At 63.6% G+C, this 26,619-nt stretch carries 23 protein-coding genes; 16 read left to right on the forward strand and 7 right to left on the reverse strand.

Translation table 11 applies throughout. The features are described from left to right. Nucleotides 1-922, forward strand: a 922-nt coding sequence (locus tag EPN80_RS04640) for an AMP-binding protein (RefSeq protein WP_293024317.1), incomplete at its 5' end; no start/stop codon positions are given. Between the two features lie 30 nt (nt 923-952). On the opposite strand, the gene EPN80_RS04645 is transcribed toward EPN80_RS04640, so the two are convergent. The 4 genes from EPN80_RS04645 to ilvA are packed head-to-tail and all read right to left on the reverse strand — an operon-like array spanning nt 953 to nt 5,593. Beyond that, the gene (locus tag EPN80_RS04645; RefSeq protein ID WP_293024319.1) at nt 953-2,224 is read right to left on the reverse strand and encodes an amino acid deaminase; all 1,272 of its coding nucleotides are present in this window, start codon (nt 2,222-2,224) and stop codon (nt 953-955) included. A gap of 56 nt (nt 2,225-2,280) precedes the next feature. Continuing rightward, nucleotides 2,281-3,105 (reverse strand): NADPH-dependent 7-cyano-7-deazaguanine reductase QueF, encoded by an 825-nt coding sequence (gene queF, locus EPN80_RS04650; protein ID WP_293024321.1) that lies wholly within the window; start codon nt 3,103-3,105, stop codon nt 2,281-2,283. Continuing rightward, nucleotides 3,095-4,003 carry a 5'-nucleotidase gene (locus EPN80_RS04655; protein ID WP_293024323.1) on the reverse strand — a complete coding sequence of 303 codons (909 nt, stop codon included), beginning with the start codon at nt 4,001-4,003 and terminating at the stop codon, nt 3,095-3,097. The genes queF and EPN80_RS04655 overlap by 11 nt, the downstream gene beginning before the upstream one ends. A gap of 60 nt (nt 4,004-4,063) precedes the next feature. Further along, a complete protein-coding gene (gene ilvA, locus EPN80_RS04660) occupies nt 4,064-5,593 on the reverse strand; it encodes a threonine ammonia-lyase, biosynthetic (RefSeq protein WP_293024325.1) in 1,530 nt (509 codons plus the stop codon). A gap of 372 nt (nt 5,594-5,965) precedes the next feature. Here ilvA and EPN80_RS04665 point away from each other — a divergent pair, with 372 nt between their 5' ends. Together EPN80_RS04665 and EPN80_RS04670 are read left to right on the forward strand one after the other, a co-directional pair. Next, a complete protein-coding gene (locus EPN80_RS04665; protein WP_293024327.1) occupies nt 5,966-6,310 on the forward strand; it encodes a hypothetical protein in 345 nt (114 codons plus the stop codon). 26 nt (nt 6,311-6,336) lie between these two features. Then, nucleotides 6,337-6,858 carry a YMGG-like glycine zipper-containing protein gene (locus EPN80_RS04670; protein WP_293024329.1) on the forward strand — a complete coding sequence of 174 codons (522 nt, stop codon included), beginning with the start codon at nt 6,337-6,339 and terminating at the stop codon, nt 6,856-6,858. A 55-nt stretch (nt 6,859-6,913) separates the two neighbouring features. Here the strand turns inward: EPN80_RS04670 and EPN80_RS04675 are convergent, their stop codons facing one another. After that, nucleotides 6,914-7,546 (reverse strand): nucleotidyltransferase family protein, encoded by a 633-nt coding sequence (locus tag EPN80_RS04675; protein WP_293024331.1) that lies wholly within the window; start codon nt 7,544-7,546, stop codon nt 6,914-6,916. A gap of 146 nt (nt 7,547-7,692) precedes the next feature. Between EPN80_RS04675 and EPN80_RS04680 the strand changes: the two genes are divergently transcribed. After that, complete coding sequence (locus EPN80_RS04680; protein ID WP_293024333.1) at nt 7,693-8,265, forward strand: YqaA family protein; 573 nt, start codon at nt 7,693-7,695, stop codon at nt 8,263-8,265. 7 nt (nt 8,266-8,272) lie between these two features. On the opposite strand, the gene EPN80_RS04685 is transcribed toward EPN80_RS04680, so the two are convergent. Next, nucleotides 8,273-10,507, reverse strand: a complete 2,235-nt coding sequence (locus EPN80_RS04685) for a xanthine dehydrogenase family protein molybdopterin-binding subunit (protein WP_293024335.1) — start codon at nt 10,505-10,507, stop codon at nt 8,273-8,275. 16 nt (nt 10,508-10,523) lie between these two features. Further along, nucleotides 10,524-10,982 (reverse strand): (2Fe-2S)-binding protein, encoded by a 459-nt coding sequence (locus tag EPN80_RS04690; RefSeq protein WP_293024337.1) that lies wholly within the window; start codon nt 10,980-10,982, stop codon nt 10,524-10,526. A 400-nt stretch (nt 10,983-11,382) separates the two neighbouring features. On the opposite strand from EPN80_RS04690, the gene EPN80_RS04695 reads away from it, so the two are divergent. The 12 genes from EPN80_RS04695 (at nt 11,383) to EPN80_RS04750 (ending at nt 26,573) form a co-directional block, all read left to right on the forward strand. Continuing rightward, on the forward strand, nt 11,383-15,375 hold the full coding sequence (locus tag EPN80_RS04695) for an FAD/FMN-binding oxidoreductase (protein ID WP_293024339.1): 3,993 nt from the start codon (nt 11,383-11,385) through the stop codon (nt 15,373-15,375). Nucleotides 15,376-15,414: 39 nt separating this feature from the next. Next, nucleotides 15,415-17,070: a Na+/H+ antiporter gene (locus tag EPN80_RS04700; RefSeq protein WP_293024341.1), complete on the forward strand. Its 1,656-nt coding sequence runs from the start codon at nt 15,415-15,417 to the stop codon at nt 17,068-17,070. A gap of 14 nt (nt 17,071-17,084) precedes the next feature. Beyond that, on the forward strand, nt 17,085-17,528 hold the full coding sequence (locus EPN80_RS04705) for an HIT family protein (RefSeq protein WP_293024343.1): 444 nt from the start codon (nt 17,085-17,087) through the stop codon (nt 17,526-17,528). Between the two features lie 44 nt (nt 17,529-17,572). Further along, the gene (locus EPN80_RS04710) at nt 17,573-17,968 is read left to right on the forward strand and encodes a DUF971 domain-containing protein (RefSeq protein WP_293024345.1); all 396 of its coding nucleotides are present in this window, start codon (nt 17,573-17,575) and stop codon (nt 17,966-17,968) included. Between the two features lie 31 nt (nt 17,969-17,999). After that, nucleotides 18,000-18,731 (forward strand): bifunctional demethylmenaquinone methyltransferase/2-methoxy-6-polyprenyl-1,4-benzoquinol methylase UbiE, encoded by a 732-nt coding sequence (gene ubiE, locus EPN80_RS04715; protein WP_293024346.1) that lies wholly within the window; start codon nt 18,000-18,002, stop codon nt 18,729-18,731. 53 nt (nt 18,732-18,784) lie between these two features. Continuing rightward, a complete protein-coding gene (locus EPN80_RS04720) occupies nt 18,785-19,714 on the forward strand; it encodes a Tim44 domain-containing protein (protein WP_293024348.1) in 930 nt (309 codons plus the stop codon). Between the two features lie 108 nt (nt 19,715-19,822). Further along, nucleotides 19,823-20,473 carry an SCP2 sterol-binding domain-containing protein gene (locus EPN80_RS04725; protein ID WP_293024350.1) on the forward strand — a complete coding sequence of 217 codons (651 nt, stop codon included), beginning with the start codon at nt 19,823-19,825 and terminating at the stop codon, nt 20,471-20,473. Between the two features lie 5 nt (nt 20,474-20,478). After that, complete coding sequence (ubiB, locus tag EPN80_RS04730) at nt 20,479-22,038, forward strand: ubiquinone biosynthesis regulatory protein kinase UbiB (RefSeq protein WP_293024352.1); 1,560 nt, start codon at nt 20,479-20,481, stop codon at nt 22,036-22,038. Further along, on the forward strand, nt 22,035-22,640 hold the full coding sequence (locus EPN80_RS04735; protein WP_293024353.1) for a methyltransferase domain-containing protein: 606 nt from the start codon (nt 22,035-22,037) through the stop codon (nt 22,638-22,640). The genes ubiB and EPN80_RS04735 overlap by 4 nt, the downstream gene beginning before the upstream one ends. A 1,110-nt stretch (nt 22,641-23,750) precedes the next feature. Continuing rightward, nucleotides 23,751-25,445, forward strand: a complete 1,695-nt coding sequence (ltrA, locus tag EPN80_RS04740) for a group II intron reverse transcriptase/maturase (protein ID WP_293024355.1) — start codon at nt 23,751-23,753, stop codon at nt 25,443-25,445. 133 nt (nt 25,446-25,578) lie between these two features. Further along, nucleotides 25,579-25,890, forward strand: a complete 312-nt coding sequence (locus EPN80_RS04745) for an FmdB family zinc ribbon protein (RefSeq protein WP_293024357.1) — start codon at nt 25,579-25,581, stop codon at nt 25,888-25,890. Nucleotides 25,891-25,931: 41 nt separating this feature from the next. Then, nucleotides 25,932-26,573, forward strand: a complete 642-nt coding sequence (locus EPN80_RS04750; RefSeq protein WP_293024359.1) for a DUF502 domain-containing protein — start codon at nt 25,932-25,934, stop codon at nt 26,571-26,573. The last annotated feature ends 46 nt before the right edge of the window (nt 26,574-26,619 follow it).

A 26,619-nucleotide genomic window follows, 5' to 3' on the forward strand; every position in this document is an offset into this window, starting at 1 on the left:
CCACAAGGTGTCGATCTTCTACACCGCGCCCACGGCGATCCGCTCGCTGATCAAGGCGGCGGAGTCGGACAAGAGCATCTACCCGACCCAGTACGACCTGTCGTCGCTGCGCATTCTGGGGTCGGTGGGCGAGCCGATCAATCCGGAAGCCTGGATGTGGTACTACAAGAACGTCGGCGGCGAGCGCTGCCCGATCGTCGACACGTGGTGGCAGACGGAGACCGGCGGGCACGTGATCGCACCGCTGCCGGGGGTCACGCCGCAGGTGCCGGGCTCGTGCACATTGCCGTTGCCTGGGGTGGCCGCGGCGATCGTCGACGAGACGGGGCAGGATGTACCGAACGGGCAGGGCGGCATGCTGGTGATCAAGCGGCCGTGGCCGGGGCTGTTGCGCACCATCTGGGGCGACCCGGAGCGCTTCAAGAACAGCTACTTCCCGGCGGAGCTGGGGGGCAAGATCTATCTGGCCGGCGACGGCGCGATTCGTGACCGGCAGACGGGTTACTTCACGATCATGGGTCGCATCGACGACGTGCTCAACGTCTCGGGACATCGGCTGGGCACGATGGAGATCGAGTCGGCGCTGGTGGCCAATCCACTGGTGGCCGAGGCGGCCGTGGTGGGACGCCCGGACGACACGACCGGCGAAGCGGTGGTCGCGTTCGTGGTGCTCAAGCGCACGCGTCCGACTGGCGAGGAGGCCAAGCAGATCGCCACCGGTCTGCGCAACTGGGTGGCCAAGGAGATCGGGCCGATCGCCAAGCCGCGCGACATCCGCTTCGGCGAGAACCTGCCGAAGACCCGCTCGGGCAAGATCATGCGGCGCCTGCTGCGCGTGATCGCCAAGGGCGAGGAGATCACCCAGGACACTTCCACCCTGGAGAACCCGGCCATCCTCGAGCAGCTCAAGCAGTCCCTTTGAGGCGTGGGAGTGCGTGGTCCGCACGCGCGGTCAAAAGAACGTCTGGACCACGTCGATGACCTGGTAGGCGTCGTCGAGCACGGGAATCTGCCGCCACTTGTCGAACGTCAGGCAGGGGTGCGATATGTCGAAGGCGAGCATGTCGCCCACCTGCAGGTCGTCGCCAGGGGCGATATGCAGGAATGCGTGCTGATCCATCATGCGAGTGACTTCCCAGTGCGCGGGCGCGGGCGATGGCTGTGCCTGGATGCCGGGGCGGAAGTGGCTGGCCGGGCGAGGCATGCCTGCATCGGACGCGGTATCGCGCTTGCCCAGGGCGACGATGGCCTGGTCCGGTTCCGGAATCGATTGCACGTAGGCCAAGACCTGCAATGCCGGCAACAGGCCGGCACGCATCTTGTGAGCGATCGGATTGCGAGCCTGGATTTGCGTTTGCGCGGCCTGGTAAATACCGGCGTCGTGCGTGAGATAACAACCCGGACGCAGCACGATATCGAGCGGCACGCCCGTATCGGCCCTGGAGAATTCTTCGGCGACCACGTCGTACCACGCCGAGCCCGCTCCGGAGAGGATGGCCGGCTGGCGCGCGAAGCGCCCGGCTTGCGCCAGTTCGCCGGTAATGGCGACGGCGCGCTGCAGCAGCGCACGAATCTCGCTCTCATCCGTGAGTACGCCTTCATACAATTCGACACCGGCCAGCGCCACGCAGTCGTGCCATTGCGCGAGTGCTTCGAGCACCGCGCGCAGGCCCACATCGTCGCGCACGCCGGTGCGCCCGCCGGTCACGCCGAGTTCGAGCAGGACCTGGATGGTCTGCCCGCGCGCCCGAAAAAAGCGGCCAAGATGATCGACGCCGGCGGCGGAATCGACCAGGCAGAAAAATTCGAAGGCGGGGTCTTCGAGCAGCTCGGCGATCAGCGTCATGTTCTGCTTGCCGACCAACTGATTGGCCATCAGCACGCGCCTCACGCCGTGCTGGTAAGCCGCGCGGGTCTGCGGCGCGGTGGCCAGCGTGATGCCCCAGGCGCCGCCGGCGAGTTGCCGGGCAAACAGCTTGGGCGCCATGGTGGTCTTGCCGTGCGGCGCCAGTTTGAGACCGTATTCGGAGACGAACCGCTGCATCCAGTCCAGGTTGTGGGCCAGGCGCGTCTCGTAGAGCACCGCGGCGGGCAGGCTGAGGTCTTCGCGCAGCAATTGCCATCGCAGCCCGGCAGTGTCGTCCGGACGCAAAGGCGTCTCGAGCGGCCCGAGGCCTTTGTCGACGATATCGATCATGCCGCTTTGATGGGGGGTGTCGTTCATCTCGATGGGTCGTGTTGATGCCGGTGGCGCAGCCGCAGCGATGCCGCCGTAACGCTCTATTGCCGTGCGTTGCGCCGATTATCGGGCAGCGGCAGATTGAAGTTGGTGCGAAACGGATTGATGTCGAGGCCACCGCGGCGCGTGTAGCGCGCGTAGACCGCCAGCTTGCCGGGCGCACAGGCGCGCAGGATATCCATGAAAATGCGCTCGACGCATTGCTCGTGAAAACCGGTGTGATTGCGAAACGAGATCAGGTACTTGAGCAAGCCGGCTTGGTCGATCGGCGCGCCGACGTAGCGGACCTGCACGCTGCCCCAATCCGGCTGGCCGGTCACCGGGCAGTTCGATTTGAGCAGGTTCGACACCAGCGTCTCTTCTACGGGCGCTTCGTCGTGATTGGCGCGCAGCAGGGTCGGGTCCGGCGTGTAGATGTCGGTCTCGATGTCGAGCCGGTCGAGCGACAGCCCTTCCAGCTCGGCCAGGCGCAGTTGATCGAAACGCGTGGCTTCGGTAAGCCGCACCTGTACGGCCGCACCGCACGCCTCGCTCAAGTCTTGCTGGATCAGCTGGCGCGCCGCCTCGGCATTGGCCAGGCGCGTTTGCGCGAACGACCCCAGGTAGAGCTTGAAGGACTTCGATTCGACGATGTTGGGCGAATCGGCCGGCACGATGGCGGTGAGCAGCGCGATCTGCGGCTTGCCTTTCGGGTTGAGCCACGATAACTCGTAGGCATTCCACAGGTCGGCGCCGAAGAAGGGCAGCGGCGCGGGCACGCCGATCGCCTCGCGCGCCGGCTGGCGCTCGATCGGGAACAGCAGCGCGGGATCGTATTGCTCGGTGTAATTGACGGGTTTGCCCAGCGGCGAGTGTTCAGCTTGCATGATTGGTGATTCCAATGGGCACGTGGCCGGTCGCGGTGACCTCGCGTGCCGATTCGCAATGGCGCAGTTGGTCGTCGAAGAAAAAGTCGGGTTGGAATTCGCGCAGGAAGGTGCCCTTGTCGAGTCCGCCGAGGAACATCGCCTCGTCGACTTCGATTTCCCAGGCCATCAGCGTGCGGATCGCCCGCTCGTGGGCGGGGGCCGCGCGTGCCGTGACGAGCGCCGTGCGAATGCGCATGGTCGCGGCGTCGTCGGCCAGCTTCTGCAGCCGATGCAGCGCTTCGAGCAGCGGCTTGAGCGGGCCGTGTGCGAGCGGGATATCCCGCTTTTGCACTTCGTGGCGCATGAATTCCGGCAGGCCGCGGGCCTGGTAGACCTGCTCGGCCTCGTCGGAGAACAGCACGGCGTCGCCGTCGAAAGCGATGCGGATCTCATCGGGCCGCAGTTCCGCTTGCGCGGTCGAGCGCGGGTAGACGTGCGCGGCGGGAAAGCCTGCGGCCAGCGCCTCTTGCACGTCGTCGCGATTGGCCGAGAGAAACAGGTGCGCGGCCAGCGGTTTCAGGTAGCGAAACGGCGGGCTGCCGCGCGTGAACACGCCGCGCTCGATCGCCAATTCCTGCTCCCGGCAGGAGCGGAATGCGCGCAGGCCGCTGATCGGGTCGCTGCGCGAGAGGATCACGACCTCGACGCGGTGCTCTCGCTGGGTGTTGAGCGCGAGCAGCTTGCGGATCAGCCCGAACGCGACGCCGGGCTGCGCCGGCACGTCCAGGCGTTCGCGCTGCAGTTTTTCATAGGCGGCGGGGTCGCCCTGCTCGTAGACGCGGTTCTCTTCTTCGAAGTCGAACAGCGCGCGCGAGGAGATGGCGACCACCAGCTTATCGTTGAGCGTGAATGACATGACTGCGGTTCCCGGGCGGTTGGGCCGGGCGCCGCCTGGCGCCGGGCCGCGGTGCGGGCTTCAGGCGAGAAACAGCCGGTACACCGGGTTTTCGCTTTCGTCCCAGTAAGGGTAGCCAAGCGTGTCGAGAAATTCCTGGAACACGCGCTTTTCGTCCTTCGGCACTTGAATGCCTACCAGGATATTACTGTAGTCGGCGCCCTGGTTCCGGTAGTGAAACAGACTGATGTTCCAGTTCGGATTCATCGACGAGAGGAACTTCATCAGCGCGCCGGGCCGCTCCGGAAATTCGAAGCGGTACAGCAGTTCGTCGCGCGCCAGCGGCGAATGGCCGCCGACCATGTAGCGGATGTGCTGCTTGGACAGCTCGTCGTTCGACAGGTCGACCGTGGCAAAGCCGTGACGCTGGAAGTTGGCGGCGATCTTCGCGCCCTCGTCGCGATTGTGCGTCTGGACGCCGACGAAGATATGCGCCTGGGTGGCATCGGCGATGCGATAGTTGAACTCCGTGACGTTGCGATTGCCAACCAGCTCGCAAAAGCGCTTGAAGCTGCCGCGTTCCTCGGGAATCGTCACGGCGAACACCGCTTCGCGCGCCTCGCCGACCTCGGCCCGCTCGGCGACGAAACGCAGCCGGTCGAAATTCATGTTGGCGCCGGAGGTGATCGCCACCAGCGTCTCGCCCTTGAGCTTTTCGCGTTCGGCGTAGCGCTTGGCGCCGGCCACCGACAGCGCGCCGGAAGGCTCCAGCACGCTGCGGGTGTCCTGAAAGACGTCCTTGATGGCCGCGCACAGCGCGTCGGTATCGACCAGGATCACCTCGTCGACGTGCTGCTTGCACAGCCGGTACGTTTCGGCGCCGACGTACTTGACGGCGGTGCCGTCGGCGAACAGGCCGACATCGTGCAGCTGCACGCGCTGGCCGCTGTGCATCGAGCGCGCCATGGCGTCGGAGTCCTGGGTCTGCACGCCGATGACGCGCACTTCCGGGCGCAGCGCCTTGACGTAGGCCGCCACGCCGGCGATCAGGCCGCCGCCGCCGATCGGCACGAAAATCGCGTGCAGCGGCCCGGGATGCTGGCGCAGAATTTCCATCGCGATGGTGCCCTGGCCGGCGATCACATCCGGGTCGTCGAATGGGTGCACAAAGGTCAGGCCGCGCTCCTGCTGGAGCTCGGCCGCTTTCTGATAGGCGTCGCTGTAGGAATCGCCCGCCAGCACAACCTCGACGGCCCGCCCGCCGTGGGTTTTCACCGCGTCGATCTTGACCTGCGGGGTGGTGACCGGCATCACGATCACCGCCTTGCAGCCGAGCTTGGCGGCCGACAGCGCGACCCCTTGTGCGTGATTGCCGGCCGAGGCGGTAATCACGCCGCGCGCGAGCTCGGCTTCGGGCAGGTTGGCCATCTTGTTGTAGGCGCCGCGCAGCTTGAAGGAAAACACCGTCTGGTTGTCTTCGCGCTTGAGGTAGATGCGGTTGTGCAGTCGCATCGACAGCGTGCGCGCCAGTTCGAGTTCGCTCTCGCGGGCGACGTCGTAGACCTTGGCGGTGAGAACCTTTTTCAAATAATCGAGGGCAGAGGCGGACATGGTGTCGGGCGGGCGGCGCCGAAAGCAGGAAAAAGCCTCAATGATAGAGCATCGCCGGCAACCGGGGGGCGCGCGAGAGCGGACCCATTCCGGTGAACCGAGCCGAAGCCTGGCTGGCGAGTGCCTTGGTTCAATCGCGCCGGACGCGTCGAAAATACCGACGCCGTCTTTGCCGGACATGTGTGCGCATGGTGTTCGCGTGTGCGCAAACTGTGTCGGGCATGACGTCGATCAAGACTGCCGGGCAGCATAAAACCTAGGCTTTCCCTGTATTCGCGCAGAAGCGGGAATCAATAAAGCGTCGCGGCCGTCATAGGTAAAGCCGATTGAATGAATCGGCGGGTCTTCGATGCGATCCGTTGGGAGAGTTGCATGAAAATATCCAGGCATCTAGGCGTGGCCATGACCCTGGCAGCCGTGCTCTGCAGTGCCGGGGGCGCTGCCATGGCGCGCACGCACGTCGGCGTGTTTATCGGACCGCCGATCTACAGCTACCCTTATCCGTACCCCTATTATCCGTATGCACCCGCGCCGTACTACTATGCGCCGCCAGTGATGGTGGCGCCTCCCAGCCCGCCGGTCTATATTCAGCAAGAACCGACCGATACGCAGGACCAGGGCGGCAACTGGTACTACTGCCGCTCGTCCCGTGCCTATTATCCGTATGTAAAGACGTGTCCGGAAGGTTGGCAGACCGTGCCGGCCCGCCCGCGCTAGGGCGCCGGTAACGCGGAGGAAATGTCATGAAACGATGGGTTTGCTTGACAGCAGTGGCGGCGGCCGTGCTCAGCGGCTGCACGGTGATGCCGGTGGGGCCGACCGTGCTGGCCCTGCCGGGCAACGGCAAGACGTTCGATCAATTCAGGACCGATGATGCCATCTGTCGCCAGTATGCATACCAGCAGATCGGCGGTCCGGCGGCGCAGCAGGCTGTCACCGATAGTGCAGTTGGCAGCGCCGCGCTGGGTACCGCGGTCGGCGCGCTCGCGGGCGCGGCATTCGGCGGCGGACGCGGCGCGGCGGTCGGCGCCGGGGCCGGCCTGCTGGCCGGCAGCGCGATCGGCGCCGATAGTGCGGCGGTCTCCGGCTATGGCTCGCAGCGCCGCTACGATTACGCCTACGTCCAGTGCATGTACGCCCGGGGCAACCAGGTGCCGGTGCGCGGCGGCGTGATGCAGCGCTACAATCCGCCGCCCCCGCCGGCCGATGAGCCGCCTCCGCCTCCACCGGGTACACCCCCGCCGCCGCCGCCGGGCGTCTATTGATGCCGCGCCGGCTTGCCGGACATTGCCGGATCTCCCGCCGGGGGATCCGGCTTTTTTATTGCTGCAAATCCAGGTCGGCCGGTGTGTCGATGTCGCGCACGACGCCGGGATCGTCGAGATCGACCCAGCTCACGCGGGCGCTGTCGCGCAGCAGCGCGCGCGCGCCGAGATCGCCATCGAGTTCGGCCAGCACGGCGCCGTGGGCCTGCCCGAAGGCAACCGGATGGCCTCGCTGGCCCAGGTAGCGCGGCGCGACCACAGCCTGGGGATCATCGAGCGCATCGACCACCGCGCGGATACTGGCGGGTCGGATGAACGGCATGTCGGCCAGTGCCACCAGCCATCCTTGCGCTGCGCCCAGGGCGGCGGGCGGCGCGCTGGCGAGCGAGGCCCGAACGCCTGCCGCCAGGCTGGCGCCCATGCCGCGCAAGCTCGCCTCGCTCGATACGATCTCGCAGCCGGCGGCGCGCAACTGCGCCATGAGTTCGGGGCGATCGGGCCGCACCACGGCAATCACACGCGGCAGCACGGCCAGCAATGCGTGCGCACTGGCCGCCGCGACGCTGCGTCCGGGCGCGTCGCCTGGCAGCGGTTGCAGCAACTTGTTGCGCCGGCCACTGGCGTCGAAGCGGCTGCCGATGCCGCCGGCCAGCAGAACGGCTACGGGCAGAAGGGAGTGTCGTGACATACGAGGTATTATGCGCTGCGCGCCAGGGCGCCGCCATGCGTGGCGCCCTGGCGGAACCTTGCGCCGCATCGCGGGACTTATCGCTTCGGGCTCGCCGTGCGCGCGTGGTGCCGGCACGGGGCCGGGCGCCGGAATTTCTTCACGACATGGAACATTTCATCAATTGGTTGTTCGGCGTGCTGGCACTGCCGAAGGTTGGCCTGCCAGCCGTCTTCCTGATCAGCCTGGTGTCGGCCACCCTGCTGCCGATGGGCTCGGAGCCGGCCGTGTTCGGCTACGTCAAGCTCAATCCGGAGATGCTGTGGCCCACCATCGTGGTCGCTACGCTTGGCAATACGATCGGCGGCATGATCGACTGGTGGATGGGGTACGGCGCCAAGCTCGCCGTGGTGCGGTTGCGCGAGCGCCGGCGCCTGCACGGTGCGGGTGCCGGCGCCGCGTATCGCGCGCGCCGCAACGGCCAGCCGGCGCTCGGGGCCAAATACTTCGCCTGGATGCGGCGTTACGGGCCGGCCACGCTGCTGTTGTCATGGCTGCCGGTCATCGGCGATCCGCTTTGCACGCTGGCCGGCTGGCTGCGCCTGCCGTGGGGCGCCTGCCTGCTCTACATGGCGATCGGCAAGCTGCTGCGCTATCTCGCGGTGACCGGCTTGCTGCTGTGGGTGCCCGACAGCTTCTGGTCGGGCATCCTCGCTCCGCTGCGGGCGCTGGCCGGTTAGCGCCGGATCATGCTTTCTCCAGATCGAACGGCAGGGCGCGCAGGCGCTTGCCGGTGAGCGCGGCGATCGCGTTGGCGTAGGCGGGCGCCAAGGCCGGCAGGCCGGGCTCGCCCATGCCGGTGGGCGCTGCGGCCGACGGCACCAGATGCACGTCGATGCGAGGCATGTCCGGCATGCGCGCGACGATGTACCGGTCGAAGTTGGATTGGCCGACGATGCCGTCCTTGAGCGTGATGGCGGCCCCGGGCAGCGTGGTGCCCAGCCCCATGAGCGCGGCGCCCTGAACCTGCGCCTCCACGGTGAGCGGATTGACGGCAAAGTTGCAGCAAACGCCGGCAGTGGCGTGCAGCAGCTTCGGTTTGCCATCGACCAGCGTCGCCTCGACCACGTAAGCAACCACCGAGCCGAACGACTCGTGCACCGCGACGCCCCAGGCATGGCCCTTGGGCAGGGTTTTCGTGCCGTAGCCGGATTTGGCCACGGCGAGTTCCAGCGCGGCCAGGTGGCGCGGATGCTTGTCGCCCAGCAACGCACGCCGATAGGCGACCGGATCCTGCTTTGCGGCCTGGGCCAGTTCGTCGATCAGTGTCTCCATCACGTAGGCGGTGTGGGTGTTGCCCACCGAGCGCCACCACAGAACCGGGACATTGACTTCGGTGTTGTGCACCGATACCTGCAGCGGCAGCGCGTAAGGCGTGTTGGCGAAACCTTCGACCGAAGTGCTGTCGACGCCGTTCTTCACCGCGAATTTCTCGAAAGGCGTGCCGCTCAGGATCGATTGCCCGACGATGCGGTGGTCCCACCCGAGTACCTGGCCGTGCGCGTCCAGCCCGATTTCGGCGCGATGCAGGTACACCGGCCGGTAATAGCCGCCCTGGATGCCGTCCTCGCGGCTCCAGATCAACTTGACCGGCTCATGGCGGCCACGCGCGCGCCAGCCCTTGGCGACCTGCACGGCTTCCACGGTGTAGTCGGAGGTGGGCACCGCGCGCCGCCCGAAGCCGCCGCCGGCCATCAGCGTATGCAGCTTGACCTGCTCGGGCTTGAGCCCGAGCACGCGCGCGACCGCTTGCTGGTCGACGGTCTGGAATTGCGTGCCGGCCCAGACCTCGCAGCCATGCTCGCTCAATCGCACGGTGCAATTCAGCGGCTCCATCGGCGCGTGCGCCAGATAGGGGAAGGTGAATTCGGCGACGATTTTCCTGGGCGCCGAGGCCAGTTTCGAGAGGTCGCCGGGGCGCGCCACGGTGCCGGGATTGTTGGCCAGGCTCCGGTATTCGGCCAGCATCGCGTCGGTGTCGGCCGGCGTGAGCCCGGCGTGGCTCCATTCGATCTTGAGCGCCTCGCGCGCGGTTTTGGCCGGCCAGTAGCCGTCGGCCACCACGGCGATTGCCGTGCCGCCCCGATCGTAGGGGATTTCGAAGATTTCATGCACGCCTTTGATCGCTTTTGCGGCGCTCGCATCGAAATGCGCGACCTTGCCGCCAAAGACCGGCGGGCGCGCCAGCACGGCAACTTTCATGTCCGGCAGCTTGAAATCCATGCCATACATCGGCACGCCGGTGGACTTGGCACGTGCATCGAGTCGCGGCGTGGGCTTGCCCAGCAGGCGGAATTCGCGTGGATCCTTGAGCACGACCTCGGCAGGCACCGGCTGGCGTTGCGCGCTGGCCGCCAGCGAACCGTAGCTCGCGCGCTGGCCGTGCGGGCCGATCACCGCGCCGGATTCAGTGTGGCATTGCGCCGGCTTCACTTTCCAGCGGGCTGCGGCGGCCGATACCAGCATGGCGCGCGCGGTCGCGCCGATCTGGCGGTACTGCAGCCATGAGTGGGCCACCGAGCCCGAGCCGCCGGTCATTTGCATGCCGTAGACAGGATCCTTATAGACGTCGGCCGCCGGCGCCAGCTCGCCGCGCACGTGCTGCCAGTCGCAGTCGAGTTCTTCGGCGATCAGCATCGGCAGGGCGGTTTGCACGCCTTGCCCGAAATCGAGCCGGTTGACCTGGATGGTGACGGTCTCGTCCGGCGCGATATGGACGAAAGCGGCCGGTGCCAGGCCTTTGGAAGGTGGGCTCGTGGCTGCGGCAGCCGCGCCCTGGCTGCCGGGCAGCACGCTCAATTCGAGCAGGAAGCCGCCGGCGGCGACGGCGGAAGTCTTGAGGAACGCGCGGCGCGACGCACGGGCTGCGTCGCCGGCATGGGTCTCGGGATCGGCCGGCAGTTGAAAGCGAAATGGCTGCATGAGCGTCTCCTTGAGGTCAGGCCAGTGACGCGGCGGCGTCTTTGATGGCGGCGCGAATGCGGGCATAGGTGCCGCAGCGGCAAATATTGCCGGCCATGGCATTGTCGATGTCGGCATCGCTCGGTTTGCGGTTGCTCTTGAGCAGCGCGGTGGCGCTCATGATCTGACCGCTCTGGCAATAGCCGCATTGCGGCACGTCATGCTTGACCCAGGCGGTTTGCACGGCATGGCCGACGGGGTCTTCCCCGACGTGTTCGATGGTGGTGATGTGCTTGCCGGCGACCGCCGAGACAGGCGTCACGCACGAGCGAATCGCCTGGCCTTCGAGGTGGACCGTGCAAGCGCCGCACAGCGCCATGCCGCAGCCGAATTTGGTGCCGGTCATCGACAGGTTGTCGCGCAAGGTCCAGAGCAGTGGGGTGGCGGGATCGACATCGACCTGAACGGCCCGGCCGTTGAGTTGGAATGAGATCATGGAGCGCCTCTTGGTGGGGATGAGCGGCTTACGATACCCCAGCTCGAACGATCTTGCATGCGCCTGAGCGGCGCGCCGCATGTTGCAGTGCGATGCAGTACAATCCGAACATCCGATAAAAATTTCCCTTATCAGCCGGAAGAAAGAGTTGGGCATGCGCTTCGACCTCCGTACATTCACGTGCTGGCCGGCACGTCCCTGTCGCCGCAACCGGGCTGCCCGTGCGAGTCTGCACGGCGCTTGCGGCAACTGGCGATCTTGACTATCCAGGATGACGGCCAAGGCGCGCGCAAACGCCGCCATGGCTGCTCGCTCGAACGCAACCCGACCTGATTTCCGGCGCGTCCCGTGAGACGCTCGCCGACGGCGTTAATCCCGCCGCAACCACGAGACCGACAAGATGAATGCTCCCCAGCCCGCCTTCGATCCGCACGATGCCAAACAGGCGGTGGCCGCCATGCCGCCGCGCCTGCGTGAGATTCCGTACAACTACACGTCGTTCTCCGATCGGGAAATCGTGATTCGCCTGCTGGGCGAGCAGGCCTGGCATATCCTGGACGAGCTGCGCGCGGAACGCCGCACCGGCCGGTCTGCCCGCATGCTGTACGAGGTGCTGGGCGATATTTGGGTGGTCCGTCGCAATCCGTATCTGCAGGACGATTTGCTCGATAACCCGAAACGCCGGCGCCTGCTGATCGATGCGCTGAACCACCGTCTGAGCGAAATCGAGAAGCGGCGGCGCGCCGACGTGGCCGAGCACGACGATACTCACGGCCAGGAGCGCGCCAGCCGGGTCGAGCAGCTGACCGCTGCCGCACGCCGCGCGGTGGATGCGTTTGCCGCCGAGTTTGCCCAGATGAGCGACTTGCGCCGCCGCGCGCAGCGCGTGCTGGGACGGGTGACCGCACGTGACAACATCAAGTTCGACGGTCTGTCGCGCGTCTCGCACGTGACGGACGCGACCGACTGGCGGGTGGAATACCCGTTCGTGGTGCTCACGCCCGACAGCGAGGAGGAAATCGCCGCGCTGCTCAAGGGCTGCTTCGAGCTTGGCCTGACCGTGATTCCGCGCGGCGGCGGCACCGGCTACACCGGCGGCGCGATTCCGCTCACGCCGCTGTCGGCGGTGGTCAATACCGAGAAGCTGGAGATGCTGGGAGCGGTCGAGCTGACTTCGTTGCCCGGCGTCGAGAGCCCTGTGCCGACGATTTTCTCGGGCGCCGGCGTGGTCACCCGGCGGGTGGCCGACGCGGCCGAGCAGGCCGGCTATGTGTTCGCGGTCGATCCGACCTCGATCGACGCCTCCTGCGTGGGCGGCAACGTCGCCATGAACGCGGGCGGCAAGAAGGCCGTACTGTGGGGCACGGCGCTGGATAACCTGGCCTGGTGGCGCATGGTCGATCCGGAGGGCAATTGGCTCGAAGTCACGCGGCTGGAACACAATTGCGGAAAAATTCACGACGTGCCGGTGGCCAGGTTCGAGCTCAAGTGGTTCGACGGCAATCATGCCCCCGGCATCAAGCTGCTGCGCAGCGAAATGCTCGAGATCGCGGGGCAGCGCTTTCGCAAGGAAGGGCTCGGCAAGGATGTCACCGATAAATTCCTGGCCGGCCTGCCGGGCGTTCAGAAGGAAGGCTGCGACGGCCTGATTACCAGCGCGCGCTGGATTTTGCACAAGATGCCGGCGCATACGCGCACGGTCTGTCTCGAGTTTTTCGGCCAGGCGCGCGAAGCGATCCCGAGCATCGTCGACATCAAGAACTATATGTTCGCCCAGACGCAACAGGGCGGCGCGATTCTGGCGGGGCTTGAGCACCTCGACGAACGCTATCTGCGCGCGGTCGGATATGCGACCAAGTCAAAGCGTAATGCGTTTCCGAAGATGGTGCTGATCGGCGACATCGTCGGCGACGACGATGCTGCCGTGGCGCAGGCCGCCTCGGAGGTGGTGCGCATGGCCAACGGCAAGAGCGGCGAGGGCTTTGTCGCGGTGTCGGCCGAGGCGCGCAAGAAATTCTGGCTGGACCGCTCGCGCACGGCGGCCATCGCCAAGCATACCAACGCCTTCAAGATCAACGAGGACGTGGTGATTCCGCTCGACCGGATGGGCGAGTATACCGACGGTATCGAGCGCATCAATATCGAACTCTCGCTGAAGAACAAGCTCCAGCTGATCGACGCGCTCGAGACGTTCTTCGAGGCGGGCAATCTGCCGCTGGGCAAGAGCGACGACGCCAATGAGATTCCGTCGGCCGAGTTGCTGGAGGACCGCGTGCAACAGGCGTTGACCCTGTTGCGCGAGGTGCGCGAGCGCTGGCTGTATCTGCGCGATCATTTCGATGCGCCGCTGGCCGACGCGATTCCGCTGCTCAATCGGCACGGCATTCGCGAGTTGAACATGGTGCTCGGAGAACGCCTGAAGCGGCAGCCCGCGGCGACGCTGTTCGACATCCTGCAGGACCGCACGGTGCGCATTTCGTGGAAGAGCGAAGTGCGCGGCGAGTTGCGCAAGATTTTCAATGGCGGCGAGTTCGAGCCGATTCTGGCCGAATGCCAGGCGATTCACAAAAAGGTGCTGCACGGGCGCGTTTTCGTGGCCCTGCACATGCATGCCGGCGACGGCAACGTGCATACGAACATCCCCGTCAATTCCGACAATTACGAGATGTTGCAGGATGCGCACCGGGCCGTGGCGCGCATCATGAAGCTGGCGCGCTCGCTCGACGGCGTGATTTCCGGAGAACATGGCATCGGTATTACCAAGCTCGAATTCCTCACCGATGACGAGATTGCCGAGTTCCGCGTCTACAAGGAGCGCATCGATCCCCAAGGGCGCTTCAACAAGGGCAAGCTGCTGCATCTGCCGGAGTTGCCGGCCGATCTTCGCAATGCTTATACCCCGAGCTTCGGCTTGATGGGTTACGAATCGATCATCATGCAGCAGTCGGATATCGGCGCGATCGCCGATAGCATCAAGGATTGCCTGCGTTGCGGCAAATGCAAGCCGGTGTGCGCTACCCACGTGCCGCGCGCCAATCTGCTGTACAGCCCGCGCAACAAGATTCTGGCGACCTCGCTGCTGATCGAGGCGTTCCTCTACGAGGAGCAGACGCGGCGCGGCGTGTCGATCAAGCATTGGGAAGAATTCAACGACGTGGCAGACCACTGCACCGTGTGCCACAAGTGCGTGACGCCGTGCCCGGTGAAAATCGACTTCGGCGATGTCTCGATGAACATGCGCAACCTGTTGCGCAAGATGGGCAAGAAGAAATTCAACCCAGGCTCGGCCGCGAGCATGTTCTTTTTGAATGCGACCAATCCCGAGACGATCAACCTGACCCGCAAGGTCATGATCGAATGGGGCTACAAGGCGCAGCGTTTCGGCAATGATTTTCTGAAGAAATTCGCCCGCAAGCAGACCGAGCATCCGCCGGCCACGGTCGGCAAGCCGCCGGTGCGGGAGCAGGTGATTCACTTCGTCAACAAGAAGATGCCGGGCAACTTGCCGAAAAAGACCGCGCGCGCCTTGCTCGATATCGAAGACGACAAGATCGTGCCGATCATTCGCAATCCGAAGACCACCACGGCCGATTCGGAGGCGGTGTTCTATTTCCCGGGGTGCGGTTCGGAGCGGCTGTTCTCGCAGGTGGGTCTGGCGACGCAGGCGATGCTGTGGCACACCGGCGTGCAGACGGTGCTGCCGCCTGGCTATCTGTGCTGCGGTTATCCGCAGCGTGGCTCGGGCCAGTTCGACAAGGCCGAGAAGATCGTCACCGACAACCGGGTGCTGTTTCACCGCATGGCCAACACGCTGAACTATCTCGATATCAAGACGGTGATCGTCTCGTGCGGCACTTGCTACGATCAGCTGGCCGGCTACGAATTCGAGAAGATCTTCCCTGGTTGCCGGATTCTCGATATTCACGAGTACCTGCTCGAGAAGGACGTGCGCCTGCAAGGCGTGGAAGGGGTGCGCTATATGTACCACGATCCCTGCCATACGCCGATCAAGACGATGGACTCGATCAAGCTGGTCAATCAGTTGATGGGCGCCGAGCAAAATGGCTACCGGATTGCGAAGAATGATCGTTGCTGCGGCGAATCGGGCACGCTGGCGGTCACGCGGCCGGATATTTCGACGCAGGTGCGGTTTCGCAAGGAAGAGGAAATGCGCCGGGGCGCGGCCAAGCTGCGCGAGGGCAACGGCAGCGACGTGAAGATTCTGACGAGCTGCCCGTCGTGCCTGCAAGGGCTGTCCCGCTACAGCGAGGATGTCAACGTCGAGGCCGACTACATCGTCGTCGAAATGGCCAAGCACGTGCTCGGCGCCAGCTGGCTGGAAAACTACGTGAGTCAGGCAAACAATGGCGGCATCGAGCGCGTGCTGGTGTAGGGTTCGCGTGCAGCGGCGCCGAGCGGCGTAGGTACCCCGATGGATGCGGTGTTGACGTCGCTGATCCTGCTCGTGGCCGTCGGCCTGACGGGCGTGCTGGTCAGCTTTGTGAGGGTACCGGTGCCTTTGGTGCAGATCGCCGTTGGCGCGGCGCTCGCGTGGCCGGGTTGGGGCCTGCATGTGTCGCTCGATCCGGCCATCTTCTTCCTGCTGTTCATTCCACCGCTGCTGTTTGTCGACGGCTGGCGCATCCCCAAGCGTGAATTCTGGCGTCTGCGCGTACCGATCTTGACCATGGCACTCGGCCTGGTGCTATTTACCGTGGCCGGCGTCGGCTGGTTCATTCACTGGCTGCTTCCGGCGACGCCGCTGGCCGTGGCTTTCGCGCTGGCGGCGGTACTCTCGCCCACCGATGCCGTCGCCGTGTCGGCACTGACCGGCCGACTGACGATGCCCTCGCGCCTGATGCATTTGCTCGAGGGCGAGGCGATGATGAACGACGCATCGGGCCTGGTGGCGTTCAAGTTTGCGCTGGCCGCCGCTCTCACCGGCGTGTTTTCGTGGCGCGCGGCGACGCTCAGCTTTTTCGTGGTGGCGCTCGGCGGCCTGGCCACCGGCTGGGCGCTGACCTGGCTCTTTTCCTTTTTGCGGCGGAGATTTTTCTCGATCAACAGCGAGGAGCCCGCCACCGAGATTCTGTTGCTCCTGCTGCTGCCGTTCGCCGCGTATCTGCTGGCCGAGCATTTCGGCTTCTCCGGCATCTTGGCGGCGGTGGCCGCCGGCATGACGGTCAACTATACCGATTTTCTGACCAGTCGCAGCGCCACCCGCGTGATGGGCACGGGCGTTTGGTCGATGCAGGAATTCGTCTTTAACGGCATGATTTTCGTGCTGCTCGGGCTGCAATTGCCGGATATCGTGCGCGCCGCGGTGCAGCCGGACGGACACCTCGCGACCGTCATGCGTGTCGGGCAACTGCTGTTTTACGTTGTCGCCATCTCGCTGGCGCTGGTGGTTTTGCGCTTTTGCTGGGTCTTCGTGGCCTGGCGTGCGATCAATTTCTTCGGCCGATTCCGCAATGAGAAGCCGCTGCGAGTGAGTACGCGGATGATCAGCCTGATTTCGCTGTCCGGTGTGCGCGGCGCGGTGACGCTGGCCGCCGCGCTGTCGGTGCCGCTGACGATGCTCGACGGCAAGCCTTTTCCAGGCCGGGATCTGTTGATTTTTCTGGCTGCCGGCGTGATCCTGCTGTCGCTGCTGGGCGGCAGTGTCGGTTTGCCATGGCTGTTGCGCGGCATGCGCGCGCGGGACGAGGATCCGCTCCAGCGCGAGGCGCGCGAGGCCAGGGCGAGTGCCGCCGAGGCGGCGATTCGCGCCATCGACGAGGCGCAGGAAAAGATTGCACTGAGCGGCGACGAGGCCGACCGGGCGTTATGCGCGGAAATTGCCGCACGCGTGATGGTGCGCTACCGCGCACGCATGGAGGCAGCCGTCGGCGCCGACGAGACGCGTGCGCACGCGCGGCGTGTGGTGGATGTCGAGCGGGCGCTGCGGCGCAGCGCCTTGCAGGCCGAGCGCACCGAACTGGCGCGCTTGCGCGTCACGCATCGTATCAATGACGAGACCCTGCGCGAGATCCTGCGCGAAATCGACTATGCTGAAATTGCCCTTGGCGCGGGCCGCATCAATCCTTGACCCTGAACCTTTCCATGAAGAATTGTCCCTTTTGCCAAACTGACGGCGGCGAGCTGCTGTGGCGCGATGCCTCGCTGCGGGTGGTGCTGGCCGACGAAGCCGGTTACCCGGGATTCTGCCGGGTGATCTGGCATGCCCATGTCGCGGAGATGTCCGATCTGGGCGCCGCCGGGCAGCAACATGTGATGCAGGCGGTGTTCGCGCTCGAGCGAGCCCAGCGCAGGATTTTGGCCCCCGACAAGGTAAACCTGGCCAGTTTGGGCAATCAGGTGCCCCACGTGCACTGGCACGTAATTCCGCGTTACCGCGATGATGCGCATTTCCCGGGCTCGGTGTGGAGCACGCCCCAGCGGCAAATCGCGCCGTCGGCGCTGAGCGCGCGGCAGTCCCTGTTGCCGGCGCTGCGCGAAGCGGTCGTGGCAGAATTGCAGAACACCTTCGGCGGCACGCCGGCGTGATACCCTGTCGACCCGGTTTTTGTTGAATACTTGCGGAGCGGCGCATGAGCGGCCTTGAACGAGACACCCCCATTCCGGTTTCCCTGACCTTGCATCGCCAGTCGCGTGTGCTGGAGCTGGCCTACGAAGATGGTCACTCGTACCGACTGCCGTTCGAGCTGCTGCGAGTCTATTCGCCCTCGGCCGAAGTGCGCGGTCACGGCCCGGGGCAGGAGACGCTGCAAACCGGCAAGCGGGAGGTCGAGATCACCGCACTCGAGCCGGTGGGCAATTACGCTGTGAAGCCGGTGTTCTCGGATGGTCACGACACCGGCATCTATTCCTGGGACTACCTGTTCGACCTGTGCGTGCGGCAAGCCGCGCTGTGGCAGGCATATCTGGATAAACTGGTCGCCGCCGGCGTCGAGCGCGATGCGCCGATGACGGCCGGACGGCACTGACGCTGCGTGGCGGGGAATTTGGGAGAAGGGCATGGCACAGACGCATTTTGGATTCAAAACTGTCGACGAAACTCAGAAGGCCGAGAAAGTGGCCGGCGTGTTTCATTCGGTGGCTGCCAAGTACGACGTAATGAACGATCTGATGTCGGGCGGCCTGCATCGCGCATGGAAGGCGTTCACGATCGCCCGTGCGGCGGTGCGGCCCGGCTTCAAGGTGCTCGATATCGCCGGCGGCACCGGCGATCTGGCGCGCGCTTTTGCCAAGCGGGCCGGCCCGACCGGGGAAGTCTGGCTGACCGATATCAACGAATCGATGCTGCGGGTCGGGCGCGATCGCCTGATCGATCATGGCGTCGTGACGCCCACGTTGCTGTGCGACGCGGAGAAAATTCCGTTTCCATCGAATTATTTCGATGTCGTCACGGTGGCCTTTGGCCTGCGCAACATGACGCACAAGGACGCCGCGCTGGCTGAGATGAGACGTGTCATCAAACCGGGCGGCAAAGTCATGGTGCTCGAGTTTTCCAAGGTCTGGCAACCGCTCGAAAAGGCCTATGACACGTATTCCTTCAAGGTGTTGCCGTGGCTGGGCGAGCGTATCGCCAAGGATGCCGAAAGTTATCGCTACCTGGCCGAGTCGATTAGGATGCATCCTAATCAAGAAGCGTTGAAAGAAATGATGGAACAAGCAGGGTTGGAGCGGGTCGAATACTTCAATCTAACGGCAGGGGTGGTGGCACTGCACGTTGGGACGAAATATTGACGGCATCGCGCCAAAACGCCATCTATCGACAAGTTATGGAGAAATCGGAGTCTATGCTGCAGTTCGTGCGAAGCAAAGTTCTGCTGGGATTCGTCGCCGGTGTGTTGACCCTGGGACTGGTGGCCAATGATGCCGAAGCGCGGCGCATGGGCGGCAGCCGCAGCATCGGCAAGCAGTCGTCGACCGTGACGCAGCGTCAGCAAGCGCCACAGGCGACGCAAGCGCCGGCGCAGGCGCAGCAACCCCGTTCGGCCGCGACGCCGGCCGCGGCCGGGGCTCAGACCCAGCCCCGTAATCGCTGGCTCGGACCACTCGCCGGCATCGCCGCTGGCCTGGGCATTGCCGCGCTCCTGTCCCACTTCGGCCTGGCCGGTGCCGCGGCGCAAATGCTGGCCAACGCGATCGTGATCGCCTTGATTGCCTTCGCGGTGATTTGGCTGATTCGCCGCCTGCGTGGCAGCAAACCGGTTGAACCGGCGTACGCCGCCAACGGTGCCTATGCCAACGGGGCAAACACACAACCGGCGCTGCGCGAGGCCTCGGCGTCGCCGGCGGTGAGTCCGCTGCCCGGCGGGGCCGGCAGCCTGGCCGCAGGCCAGCCGTGGGGCGTGCCCGCGGATTTCGACACCGACGTGTTCCTGCGCCACGCGAAGGTCAATTTTGTCCGTCTGCAAGCGGCCTGGGACGCTGGCAACATGGCGGACATCCGGGAGTTCACGACGCCCGAGATGTACGCGGAAATCAAGATGGATCTCGACGAGCGTGCGCCTGGAGTCAATCGCACCGACGTCGTCAAGCTCGACGCCGAGCTGCTTGGCATCGACGAGGCCGGTGCGGAGCATATGGCCAGCGTGCGCTTTTCCGGCCTTCTGCGGGAGAGCGAGGGGGCGCCGGCGGAGCCGTTCAACGAGGTCTGGAATCTCACCAAGCCCATTGCGGGCGGCGGTGGCTGGCTCTTGGCCGGTATCCAGCAATTGAACTGACGGTGCCTCGCATGTTCGCGTGAGCGAATCCGCCGTCGAATCGGCTTACCTGCCGTACAATGAGAGCCCGCGCCCAGCGCGGGCTTTCTTATTCCTGCCAGTATTCCCATGACCGTTGCCGCCAAACCTGCCGCCAGGCCATTTGCTGCTGCCATAAATCACCTGCTCGCGCGTGAATCGTGGGCGCGCGAACGGCTAAGCCAGCATGCCGGCCACACCGCCCAGTTGACTGTCACGCCAATCACCTTGCACCTGCAAGTCACGGAGGACGGCTATGTTCGGGCTCAGGACGAGGTGCCGGCACAGTCCGCGAGCAATGTGCGCATCGAAGTGCCGCTCTCCGCACTGAGTGACTTTGCCGCGGGCGGCCAAGCCGCCGTCATGAAGCATGTGAAAATCGAGGGCGACGCGGAGTTTGCCAACACCATTTCCTATTTGGCGCAGCATTTGCGCTGGGAAGTGGCGGAGGATCTGAGTCGGCTGATCGGCGACACCGCTGCCCATCGCTTGACCGAGACCGCACGCGCCGCGGCCGACCATGCCAAACGCACCGGCAGGACCGCTGTGGAGTCGCTGGTCGACTACCTGGTCGAGGAGAACCCTCAATTGGTGCGACGCCCCGAATTGGATGAGTTTTCCGCGCAGGTCACGCGCATGCGTGACGATCTTGCTCGCCTTGAAAAGCGCCTCGAGCGACTGAATCGCGAGATGCCTGCACGGGCATCGTCCCGTTCGTCCCGACCCGACGAGGAGCAATAAGAACGATGCGCATTTTCCGTGTCGCCAAAATCGGGCTGACGATATTTCGCTATGGGCTGGACGAGGTCGCCTTGTCAGGCGTGCGTCATCGCGGCATACGCCTGCTGGTCAAACTAGGCACTTTTGGCCGCAAGCTCGATGCCCCACGCGGCGAGCGCCTGCGCCTGGCGCTCGAGAGTCTGGGGCCGATTTTCGTCAAATTCGGACAAGTGCTCTCCACCCGCCGGGATCTGCTGCCGGCCGATATCGCGGCCGAACTGGCCCGACTTCAGGATCAGGTCCCGCCATTCGACTCCGACACCGCGGTGCGGCTCATCGAGAAATCGCTGGGCGGGCCCCTGGAGGACACATTCGACGAATTCGAGCGAGTTCCGGTGGCCAGCGCATCGATCGCCCAAGTGCACTTTGCGCGCCTCAAAGTGGGGTCGCACGCCGGCAAGGCGGTCGCGATCAAAGTCTTGCGCCCGGGCATGCTGTCGGTGATCGACAGCGATCTGGCGCTGATGCGCGATGTCGCTGGCTGGATCGAGCGGCTGTGGGCCGACGGCAAGCGCCTCAAACCGCGCGAGGTGGTCGCGGAATTCGACAAATACCTGCACGACGAACTCGATTTGATGCGAGAGGCGGCCAACGCGGCCCAGTTGCGTCGTAATTTCGCCGACTCGGACCTGCTGTTGGTGCCCGAGATGTACTGGGAATACAGTTCCAGCAACGTACTGGTGATGGAGCGCATGCACGGCGTGCCGATCAGTCAGGTCGAGGTGCTGCGTGAAGCCGGCGTCGATCTGAAAAAACTCGCTGAAGAGGGCGTGGAGATATTCTTCACGCAGTTCCTGCGCGACGGATTTTTCCATGCCGACATGCATCCGGGCAACATTCTCGTGAGCATCGATCCGGCCACTTTCGGCCGCTACATCGCGCTCGACTGCGGCATCGTCGGGGCATTGTCCGAGTTCGACAAAAACTACCTGTCGCAAAATTTCCTGGCATTCTTCCGGCGCGATTATCACCGGGTCGCCGCGTTGCACCTTGAATCGGGCTGGGTGCCGCCCGACACCCGCGTCGAAGAGCTGGAGGGGGCGATTCGGGCCGTGTGCGAACCTTACTTCGATCGCCCGCTCAAGGAAATTTCGCTCGGGATGGTATTGATGCGATTGTTCCAGACATCGCGCCGATTTCACGTCGAGATTCAGCCGCAACTGGTGCTGCTGCAAAAGACGCTGCTCAATATCGAAGGACTCGGGCGACAGCTCGACCCCGATCTCGATCTCTGGAAAACCGCCAAGCCGTATCTCGAGCGGTGGATGAGCGAGCAGCTCGGCCTGCGGGGGTGGCTGGACCGCCTGAAGGCCGAGATTCCGCAATGGAGCAAGACGCTGCCGCAGTTGCCGCGCCTGGTGCACCAGGCGCTCTCGACTCACACGACGCCGCCCAGCGACGCGCTGCTGCGTGCGCTGCTGGAGGAGCAGCGCCGCACCAATCGCTTGATCAACAGCACCTTGTTCCTGCTGGGCGGCGTCGCCGTCGGCGTGATCCTGACCTTCCTGTGGATGTCCCTGGCATGAGCGACAAACCGCAATTCGCCAATCGTGATCCGGGCGATCCTGCTTTTTGGGACGAGCGCTTCGAGCACGCCTTCATGCCCTGGGACGCCGGCGGCGTGCCGCGGGCGGTGCGCGACTTCGTCAACGCCGAGCCGGCCCCGCTGGCGACGCTGATTCCCGGCTGCGGCGCCGCGCACGAGGTCGGCTGGTTGGCCGAGCATGGCTGGCCGGTCAGCGCGATCGATTTCTCCGCTGCGGCGGTGGCGGCTGCGCGAGCCGGCCTTGGCCCCTATGGCTCGCATGTGCGGCAAGCCGATTTTTTTACTTTCGAGCCGGCAGAGCCCGTAGATTGGGTGTACGAGCGGGCGTTTCTGTGCGCGTTGCCGCCGCACCTGCGCGCGGCATACGCGCAGCGCGTCGGCGAACTGCTCCCGGCCGGGGGGCGATTGGCGGGCTTTTTCTTTCTCGGCGAGACGCCCGGCGGGCCGCCCTTCGGGATGGATCGCGCGACGTTGCTGGCCCTGTTATCGCCGGCGTTCTCACTCGTGCAGGAAACGCCGGTCGACGACTCATTACCGGTTTTCGCCGGGCGGGAGCGATGGATGGTTTGGCGGCGCCGCTAACGAGCACGGGCCGTTCATGCACGCCTGCGCGAATCTTGCCGCGGGTTCGCGAGACGATCCCCGAAAAGCCAAACAAGGGGTTATAATTCAAGGCTTTGGTGCGACACGCACGCTCGTGTCCGGTGGCGTCCTGTGAACGCATGAGTGGCAAACTGGTCCTGGGCGACCAGCATGAAGTGGTGAGGCGAAGTCCGGAGTAGGTGGGCCGGATGTCGCCAATGGCGAAACCCGGTAAATAGTTATGCCGGGCAGCGCATTGCAATGGTCTGATTACCGTCAGGCTCCGCCGAGTTAGCGGTCTTTTTTCCGCTGACAAAGCGGAATAGAGGTTTGCAATTCCCACACCTTTGGTGAGGGAGTTACTTTGAGGATACGAGCGAAAGCTCGGTGTGTCATTGTTCGGCCCCATCAGTAGTTGGGGTGGAGGTAGAGAACCTGCTGTACGACTAGCAGTAGCCTAGGAAGACATGCGTCACTGGTAACGGTGGGGTGTGAAGCTCTTCTGACAATAGGTCCCCATATGTTTTGGCGGATGACAATCGTGAGGTTTTCATTCGGATACTCCTAGCAGCAAAGGGGTTGAGAGCCTAGGCTGGCTGACATGGTTAATGGAAGTGAACTGCTGATAAACCTCGTAAGAATTGATGTGCCAAAGCTGCTGATAGGCACTAACCAAAATGGTATGTGGTCGGATAACTCGCTCAAAGCTCGAGTTACGTCGTCGTTAGACCACCGGGGAAGAGGCGGAACCTAAATCAGTCGTGTGACATGCCGGGAACGTGGTAAGCCCGTATAGCTGCCTGTCGTGATTGGATAGGCAGGTGAACCGTAAGGGACACTGTTGGCTGTGCGGGTATGGGAGGACGGAAAAAGCGAAGGTCGGACTGTAATGGTTCGAATAGGGATTGAGACATTATCTCGTGCGAAAGCAGGCAGACTTCCGTCTGGTCTACCGTCGCAAGATGGCTGACTGACCCTTGAAACTTGGCATGCTTCGGGCGCTCGCGTCCGAGGCATTTGAAATTTCCCCAGCGGGGGGCGTATCGCTCCCCGGCTGGGGAAGATGCGTCTTCTGTCTGGGGATTTCTTTTTCCAGATAAGGAGAGCAGCATGGGAGTATTTGTCCAAAAGGACAGATCTGCGCTTTCCCACGCGCCGGATGACTGGCATGCCATCGATTGGCGGCGAGTTGAACGGAATGTGAGGGGAATGCAGATTCGAATTGCGAAGGCGACGCGGGAAGGCAACTGGCGCAGGGTGAAGGCCCTGCAAAGGATGTTGACTCGCACGTTGTCCGCAAAGTTGTATGCGGTACGACGGGTTACCCAAAACACTGGCGCGCGAACGGCTGGAGTCGATCGCGAACTGTGGGAGACGCCTGAGCGCCGGCTGGCAGCAGTCGGCGGGTTGAAGCGGCGCGGATATCGACCTCTGCCGTTGAGGAGGGTCTTTATCCCGAAGGCGAACGGGAAGGAGCGCCCTTTGGGCATTCCGACCATGCGGGATCGAGCTATGCAAGCTCTCTACCTGCTAGCCCTGGAGCCTGTGGCAGAGTCAACGAGCGACCCGAATTCTTATGGATTCAGGATCAACCGCTCGACGGCTGACGCCATGTCCCAGCTATTCCTCAGCATGTCCAAAAGAACCTCGGTTCAATGGCTGCTGGAGGCGGATATCAAGGGATGCTTTGACCACATCAATCACAACTGGCTGGAGCGCAATGTCCCAATGGACAGAGTAATCCTGCGAAAGTGGTTGAAAGCTGGCCTGGTTTATAAAGGGCAGCTTCAGGCGACTGAGGCCGGTACGCCGCAGGGAGGCATTATCTCCCCGACGCTGGCAAACATAACGCTGAACGGGCTGGAGCGGGAACTGGGTGAATACCTGGGGTCTGCGAAAGCGAAGAAGCTGAAAGTACATGTGGTGCGATACGCGGATGATTTCGTCATCACCGGTGCCTCGAAAGAGGCGCTGGAAGGGGAAATCAAGCCTTGGGTAGAAGCCTTCCTTGCGGTCCGAGGGTTGCAGCTGTCCGAGGCGAAAACGCGAGTTGTCCATATCAATGACGGCTTCGACTTTCTAGGGTGGAATTTTCGGAAATACTCGGGAAAACTGCTCATTAAACCGAGCAAGAAGAACGCGCAGGCGTTTTATCGCAAGGTTGCGGAAACGATCAGCGGTAATAAAACGGTGAGGCAAGAGGATCTGATTCGATTGCTAAATCCGATGCTACGGGGCTGGGCGCAATATCACAGTCCCGTCGTAGCCAAGCAGGCGTATAGCCGTATGGAGTATCTGATCTTCCAGAGACTCTGGCGGTGGGCGAAGAGGCGGCATCCGAACAAGAACGCCGACTGGGTGAAGAAGAAGTACTTTCACACAGTGGGTGAGCGGAATTGGGTGTTTGCTGCTCCTGTTGTACGGAAAGACGGCAGTAAAGGGATGCTTGAGCTGTACCAAGTAAGTGGCACAGCAATTAAGCGACACAAGAAGGTGAAAGGGGAGTTCAATCCCTTCGATCCGACGATGGAGCAATACGGCGAGCAGTTGCGTCAAGAACGCGCGGAGTTTTCTATGCGTCACCGACAGCAATGGGTTTCGTTGTTTAAGTCACAAGGCGGGTTATGCGCGCACTGTGGCTGCGCCCTAACGGCAGAGACTGGCTGGCACGATCATCATCTGGTGTATCGGATGTATGGCGGGTCAGATGCTCTCTCGAATAGGGTTCTGCTTCACCCTGACTGTCATCGACAAGTACACGCTAGTAATTTGGACGTAACGAAGCCGGTTTCATCAATGCATTGATGAGGCTTTGAACGGTAATTGTTAAGTAGACTTGAGCCGTATGCGGGGAAACTCGCACGTACGGTTCTTAGGGGGCCCCAATTCCGAGAGGAAGAGGGGCTACCCTACCGTGATTTTCCAACTGGAAAGAGCCATGCCTATTTATGCCTATCGTTGCGAATCTTGCGGTTTCGCCAAAGATGTTCTGCAAAAAATGAGCGACGCTCCATTGACGGAGTGTCCCGAATGCGGTCGTCCGACCTTTAAGAAGCAGCTCACCGCGGCTGGTTTTCAGCTCAAGGGCTCGGGATGGTACGCAACCGATTTCAAGGGTGGGGGCAGCAAATCGCCCGCTGCCGATTCCGCCACCAAAAGCGATTCGACGTCGGCCAGCGCCAGCGACAGCGCCGGCAAATCCGGCGGCGATGCTGGTGGCGGATGCGGCGGTTCCTGCGCATGCCATTGATGCCGCGTCGCACTGTTTTCGCCGCTTAAACGGGTTTTGCCATGTCCATCAAGAAAACCGCGCTGAAAACCTACTTCCTGACCGGCTTGCTGGTGCTGGTGCCCCTGGCCATCACCCTGTGGGTGCTCGGGCTGATCATCGGCACCATGGACCAGACCCTGCTGCTGTTGCCGCAGGGCTGGCAGCCCGAGCGGCTGGTCGGCATGCATATCCCCGGACTTGGCGCGATCCTGACACTGGCATTCATTTTGGTCGTCGGGCTGCTGGCCCACAATTTCATCGGTCAGAAGCTGGTGCAATGGTGGGAGGCGATCCTGCGGCGCATTCCCGTGGTCGGCTCGCTTTACGGCAGCGTCAAACAGGTCTCCGATACGCTACTCTCAAGCAACGGAAACGCATTTCGCAAAGCCCTGCTGGTACAGTATCCGCGCGCGGGCTCCTGGACCATCGCGTTCCTGACCGGCGTGCCCGGTGGCGACGTTGTCAATCATCTGCAGGGCGATTACGTGAGCGTGTATGTGCCGACCACACCGAATCCGACGTCGGGTTTTTTCCTGATGCTGCCGCGAGCCGATGTGATCGAGCTGGACATGAGCGTGGATGCGGCGCTCGAATATATTGTGTCGATGGGGGTGGTTGCCCCCCTGCACAACCCGCGTCACCGGCCCGGCCCGCCCATGTAGCGGTCGTCGGGCGTGCTGTGATGCTTTGATTTTTAAGAACGGAATA

Source organism: Pandoraea sp., assembly GCF_004297875.1.
Classification (GTDB): Bacteria; Pseudomonadota; Gammaproteobacteria; order Burkholderiales; family Burkholderiaceae; genus Pandoraea.

Excerpts from the sequence above, each read along its gene's own strand:
- EPN80_RS04745 (WP_293024357.1), top strand. The coding sequence starts at position 25,579 with ATGCCTATTTATGCCTATCGTTGCGAATCTTGCGGTTTCGCCAAAGAT.
- EPN80_RS04685 (WP_293024335.1), bottom strand. The coding sequence starts at position 10,507 with ATGCAGCCATTTCGCTTTCAACTGCCGGCCGATCCCGAGACCCATGCC.
- ubiE (WP_293024346.1), top strand. The coding sequence starts at position 18,000 with ATGGCACAGACGCATTTTGGATTCAAAACTGTCGACGAAACTCAGAAG.
- ubiB (WP_293024352.1), top strand. The coding sequence starts at position 20,479 with ATGCGCATTTTCCGTGTCGCCAAAATCGGGCTGACGATATTTCGCTAT.
- EPN80_RS04670 (WP_293024329.1), top strand. The coding sequence starts at position 6,337 with ATGAAACGATGGGTTTGCTTGACAGCAGTGGCGGCGGCCGTGCTCAGC.
- queF (WP_293024321.1), bottom strand. The coding sequence starts at position 3,105 with ATGCAAGCTGAACACTCGCCGCTGGGCAAACCCGTCAATTACACCGAG.
- EPN80_RS04645 (WP_293024319.1), bottom strand. The coding sequence starts at position 2,224 with ATGAACGACACCCCCCATCAAAGCGGCATGATCGATATCGTCGACAAA.
- EPN80_RS04725 (WP_293024350.1), top strand. The coding sequence starts at position 19,823 with ATGACCGTTGCCGCCAAACCTGCCGCCAGGCCATTTGCTGCTGCCATA.
- EPN80_RS04720 (WP_293024348.1), top strand. The coding sequence starts at position 18,785 with ATGCTGCAGTTCGTGCGAAGCAAAGTTCTGCTGGGATTCGTCGCCGGT.
- EPN80_RS04655 (WP_293024323.1), bottom strand. The coding sequence starts at position 4,003 with ATGTCATTCACGCTCAACGATAAGCTGGTGGTCGCCATCTCCTCGCGC.
- EPN80_RS04710 (WP_293024345.1), top strand. The coding sequence starts at position 17,573 with ATGAGCGGCCTTGAACGAGACACCCCCATTCCGGTTTCCCTGACCTTG.
- EPN80_RS04705 (WP_293024343.1), top strand. The coding sequence starts at position 17,085 with ATGAAGAATTGTCCCTTTTGCCAAACTGACGGCGGCGAGCTGCTGTGG.
- EPN80_RS04665 (WP_293024327.1), top strand. The coding sequence starts at position 5,966 with ATGAAAATATCCAGGCATCTAGGCGTGGCCATGACCCTGGCAGCCGTG.
- EPN80_RS04675 (WP_293024331.1), bottom strand. The coding sequence starts at position 7,546 with ATGTCACGACACTCCCTTCTGCCCGTAGCCGTTCTGCTGGCCGGCGGC.
- EPN80_RS04680 (WP_293024333.1), top strand. The coding sequence starts at position 7,693 with ATGGAACATTTCATCAATTGGTTGTTCGGCGTGCTGGCACTGCCGAAG.
- EPN80_RS04695 (WP_293024339.1), top strand. The coding sequence starts at position 11,383 with ATGAATGCTCCCCAGCCCGCCTTCGATCCGCACGATGCCAAACAGGCG.
- EPN80_RS04750 (WP_293024359.1), top strand. The coding sequence starts at position 25,932 with ATGTCCATCAAGAAAACCGCGCTGAAAACCTACTTCCTGACCGGCTTG.
- ilvA (WP_293024325.1), bottom strand. The coding sequence starts at position 5,593 with ATGTCCGCCTCTGCCCTCGATTATTTGAAAAAGGTTCTCACCGCCAAG.
- EPN80_RS04735 (WP_293024353.1), top strand. The coding sequence starts at position 22,035 with ATGAGCGACAAACCGCAATTCGCCAATCGTGATCCGGGCGATCCTGCT.
- EPN80_RS04690 (WP_293024337.1), bottom strand. The coding sequence starts at position 10,982 with ATGATCTCATTCCAACTCAACGGCCGGGCCGTTCAGGTCGATGTCGAT.
- EPN80_RS04700 (WP_293024341.1), top strand. The coding sequence starts at position 15,415 with ATGGATGCGGTGTTGACGTCGCTGATCCTGCTCGTGGCCGTCGGCCTG.
- ltrA (WP_293024355.1), top strand. The coding sequence starts at position 23,751 with ATGGGAGTATTTGTCCAAAAGGACAGATCTGCGCTTTCCCACGCGCCG.